Raw genomic sequence first — 4,876 nt, 5'->3', positions numbered from 1 at the left:
CTATAAAATGCGTATAATAGCAAGATAATAATTATCAAGTAAGTTAGTTTAAGATTATACACTACCTTGTATAACCTTTCAGATATAATAGTCCTTAGTGTAAAAAACAGTATATATGAGATTCCTGTTGAAACAGCAGCACCCTTAGCTCCGATAATTGGAATTAACAATATATTTCCAATTACATTTAAGAGGAGTGTAGCTGCATCTATTATTAAATTTAACTTCACCCTCTTCTTAAAAGTTATTCCCATAACTGTCACTTCAGAAATCGTACGCATAATAGGTATAAATACTAAAAAAGGCATTAGCATAGCCGCCCCGCTAAAGCTGCTACCTAGCAGTAACCCAATTAAATCTTTAGATGCTATAATTATTAGTGCTAAAATAAACATAATAAAAGATACGACAGAATAAGCTTTCTTCAAAAAAGATTTATTATCTGTTTTTTTCTCATAGCTTTCTAATGCAACCGGCACCCAAAATACAGAAAATGACGTCTGAATTATGTTTAATAAAGCTATTATCTTAAAAGCAGCAACGTACAGCCCTAATTGACTGAAATCACCCAATTCTTTAAGAGCTATTCTATCAACAACTTGAAATAGCATTCCTATTAGAGTAGTCAACATTATTGGAAAACCATACTTCATCATTTCTTTTTTCGAATGCATATTAATAATATTAGTAACTCTCATTTTTATCCAACTTTTTCTATCTAGAAAAATAGACAGCAAGCTGAGAGTAGCAAAAGTGATACACGTTGAATAGATCATTATTTCGTACTTGGCCCCAATAATATAAAAAAGCAAGATTACCATTGAAAAGTTTATAAGTTTATTAAATATTTCTAATATTGAATAAAACGTTCCTTTTTGCTGCATTCGAATTGATAAACTTCCAAATTTATACAATATATTGAATGACAAACATACTACAAGAAGGAATATTATCTCGGGTGAGTACTCACCCAACATAAATACAGAAACAGTTTCTCTGAACATAATAATGAGAATAGTGACAATTGAATATGTAAAAAAAGATATTTTTAAACTTTTTTTTAATAGTACATGCCTGTTCTGTTCAATTTCTTCGTAATAAAACCTAACATACGCTTGATCTGTACCTAAGAGGGAAATCACTAGGAGAAGTTCTAAAGCTAAGGTAAACATAGATGCTATTCCTAGTTGGGTTGGGTCAAGTATCCGGGTGATTATAGGAGTTAATAAGAAACTGATAATTAACCCTATCCATTTACCATATGAGAAAGATAAAAATTTCTTTACTAATGCATTCACTTACATTTTTCCTTTCAAGCGCCATTATTATTGAACCTATTATCTTCTAGAACTCTTTGATAAATTGTGTCCAATTTTTCTATTACGGCCTCGTTACTATACTTTGCTATACAATCTGTTCTAATTCTATCTTCATCATAATCTTTTCTGTTAGTATATAAATACTTCATAGCCTTTGTTAATTCTTCTGTATTTTCAATCGGTACAATTAATCCATTATCTTCATTTACGATATCTAAAGGGCCTTCACATGAACTAGCAATTATTGGCTTACCCACTGCTAGTGCTTCAATAAATACAACCCCGAATGTTTCGTGTCTACTAGGCAAAACAAAAGCATCACATAAATTCATATACTTATTCACCTCATCCCTGGTAATTGCACCTAAAAACTCTACTCGCTCCTCTAAACCAAGGTCTTTTGCGAGTGTTTGCAGGTTCTCTTTTTCCTCACCATCACCACCAATTAAAAGTTTTGTATCTGTTAAATTAAGTTCTTTAAATGCTTTTATTAGTAAATCAAAACCCTTTTTATAAGTAAGAAATCCTACTGATAAAAAGTAAAAACAGTTATTATCTTTTTTATATATATTCATTTTTTTAAACTTATCAATATCAACCATGTTAGGGACTATATTTATTTCTTTATTAGTATATTTCTTCATATCTTTGTATAATCCTCTACCAACTGCAATGACTTCCTCTGAGCCTTCCAATACTTTTTTTAATGTTTTCAACTCATGATCTGAGAAAATCCCTCTAGAAAACCCTGTATGATGTTCGGTAATAACATAAGGTATTCTGTATTTTTCACTTATTTTTTCAACAGCATATCCAGCACCCACAAAAGAATGCAGATGTATAATATCTGGCCTTCCATTTTCTTCAATCACTTTTTTTATAAGAATATCTAACTTCTTATAAGTTATAATATTGGCTCCATTTTTAATTTTCGGAAGAAAGTTAAGTGCTTTAAATCTATAGGTTAATAAATTTGTTTCATAACCTTTCTGAAATCCAAATCTTGATGGATTAAAGATATCTTTACTATAGATACTTTTTATTTCTGTGTATGCAACAGTTACTCTAAAACCAGAATTTTTCAAAGCTATAGCCTGCTCCTTAAAAAAAGAGCCTAAAACAGGGTTTTCATCTGAAGAATACCATGAAGGAATGATTAATATATGCATATTTTCTCCTTGTCATTTATTAAGATAAAATCATAAATATTTCATAATTGAATATAAAGTGAAAGTGAAAGTGAATACAGTGTAGCTTATTACAAGGATTAACTTCTTTGTGTTCTTTTTACTTTCAAAGTACACTTTTCCAATTAGAAGCAATCCAAATGGTAAATACATAACTATATGTCTAAATGTAAAGGTAGTAGTTATAATACTTATAAATATTAAAACAAAAATTACCTTCAACTCAAAATGTCTTTTATTCAGATAAGCTATAATTAAATACGGTAAGAATAATATTTGAAATATTGTCCCGATGCTTAGCCAAAAGCTCTCAATGTATTCTAAATTAGGAAACGGTGTAATAAAGGCATATGCTGCTCTAAAAAAAATACCAAAGGGAAGTAAACTCATATTAAATATTAAGTTACTTAATCCGTCGGCTCCCGTAACTAAATACTCACTATACCTATTATATGTATTGTTAAAAAAGACGATGAACTTTTCATAGAAAAGTGTATATAAAATCAATAATACAATTAAAATTTGAGAAAGAGATCTGATATTTAACTTATTAAACTTGAATATGAACAGAAATGGAATTATTATTAAGTAATAAGCCACAACAGCTCTTAACTCTAGAGATATGAATATAAAAATTGCTGTAATAATTATAATGGAAAGTTTGCTTATAAAATTGTAGCTTTTGTGTTGCGACCACAGATAAAATGTGGACATAATAATATAAACTAACATTATATCCCTAAATGTATAGGCAGCTGTATAACATAATATAGGAAAATAACCTATAATATAAGCTAATATCATAGAGTGCTTATTACTTAATTTTAAGTACTTGTTTGAAATGTTATAGGCTAATACACTTATTAAACCCATAAAAAATCCATTTAAAATTCTAGGTAATAATGTATGAAATTCACCTATTAATTGAGAAGAACGTACAATCAAGCTAACAGCATAAATATATCCAACGGAATTATGATATTTTGGTACTACATTCCCCCTGATATCTTCGTAATTAAAGAACCCTGTTTGATCCACTACTTCATGTGCGTCTAGTTCATATGATAAATCATCTGATCCACCCTTATAGTAAGGTGAATCAAATTGATATATGGAAACACAGTACACAAAAGTTACTATTAATAAATTCACAAAGAAGACTTTTTGAAATAATAATAATTTTTCCAAACTTTTATTTAGCGTGATACTCGCAATTAAATTCAACAATAATCCGAATATGAATATATTAATGTTTACAAAAACTGCAGACAATATACTTAGCAGTGTCCAAGTAATAACTATATATAATAATAGTAAGTTTTTATTGGTATTTGAGAGCATAATAAATCTCCTATATACTATTTAAAAGCATCTTCGCAATACATACATCGCTATATTGTTGAAGTGCATGCCTATTTCCATTTAAAATTTCAGCTTCTAATAAATTTAATTTGGAAAAAATTTCATTTTCGTTATTTCTTACCATCACTGTCCTATCAGTGTCATGAATAAATCTTGAAACTCTGTCACTCATATCATCAACAATAGCTAGAATACTTCTGTTGGTACCAAAATAGTCATACAATTTCCCCGGAATTTGATGAGCACCTTTTCTGTTTGAAAGAAACAATAATACATCAGACTCCTTATAGATATCTATTATATCTTCAAAACTTACGGGTTGATTCAATTTAACAAAATCTTTAAATTCCTCAAGTTGTTTCTTGGTTGCTTCATCACAGACGCCATATATTTCTAACCTAAATTTTCTTTTAGATTTTTTATTATACCTTTGAATAGCTTTCAATAAATTAGTTATATTTCTACCATAACTTATAACGCCTGTATATGAAATCACATAATCAGATGAAATTTTTTTACAACTATTAACCTTTTGTAAGTAACCCCTAGGTACATAGTCCATTTTTGAAGAATAATTAGTATTCTTTTTTCTCATACGTTGTAGCGTTGGTAATGATACATAGAGAATTTTATCTGCTAATTTTAATAATTTTTTTTCAGCATATTTAGCTCTTATCTTGCTTAACCCTTTTATCCCAATATCCTCTTCCCAAGGATCCCCCCATATTTGAACCCAATTCCCAGTATTAAATTGCTTTTTAATTTTCATAGCAACAAAATGTGCAGTTTTAGAGTCTGAGGAAGAAATAATATAATCATAATCTTTAAAATTTAATTCTTTATTATATTTTTTAATCCACTCTTTGTCCACTTCTGGAAAAAATACGATATCTTTAATAATGCTCTTAATTGTTCTCTTGACTTTATCATAAAACGAATTGTTTTTTTCCAAGTACATACCTTTCTTTAATTTATTATTAAAGTATTTATTTAAGATAAACAATTCAT

The 4,876-nt window shown here is 28.5% G+C and carries 3 protein-coding genes; all 3 read right to left on the bottom strand.

Annotation, left to right across the window (positions count from 1 at the left end; genetic code table 11):
* Nucleotides 1–1,298 (bottom strand): lipopolysaccharide biosynthesis protein (locus DYE48_RS20835; RefSeq protein ID WP_115825221.1); only part of this gene is annotated, 1,298 nt, incomplete at its 3' end.
* A 14-nt stretch (nucleotides 1,299–1,312) separates the two neighbouring features.
* Nucleotides 1,313–2,488, bottom strand: coding sequence for a glycosyltransferase (locus DYE48_RS20830; RefSeq protein WP_115825220.1), 1,176 nt, complete (start codon nucleotides 2,486–2,488; stop codon nucleotides 1,313–1,315).
* A 1,369-nt stretch (nucleotides 2,489–3,857) separates the two neighbouring features.
* On the bottom strand, nucleotides 3,858–4,876 hold a 1,019-nt coding region (locus tag DYE48_RS20820; protein WP_208639677.1), incomplete at its 5' end, for a glycosyltransferase family protein.

The sequence above is a fragment of the Halobacillus trueperi genome (genome assembly GCF_003386945.1).
Taxonomy (GTDB): Bacteria; Bacillota; Bacilli; order Bacillales; family Halobacillaceae; genus Halobacillus; species Halobacillus aidingensis.
This window is presented reverse-complemented; position numbering and strand designations above follow the sequence as displayed.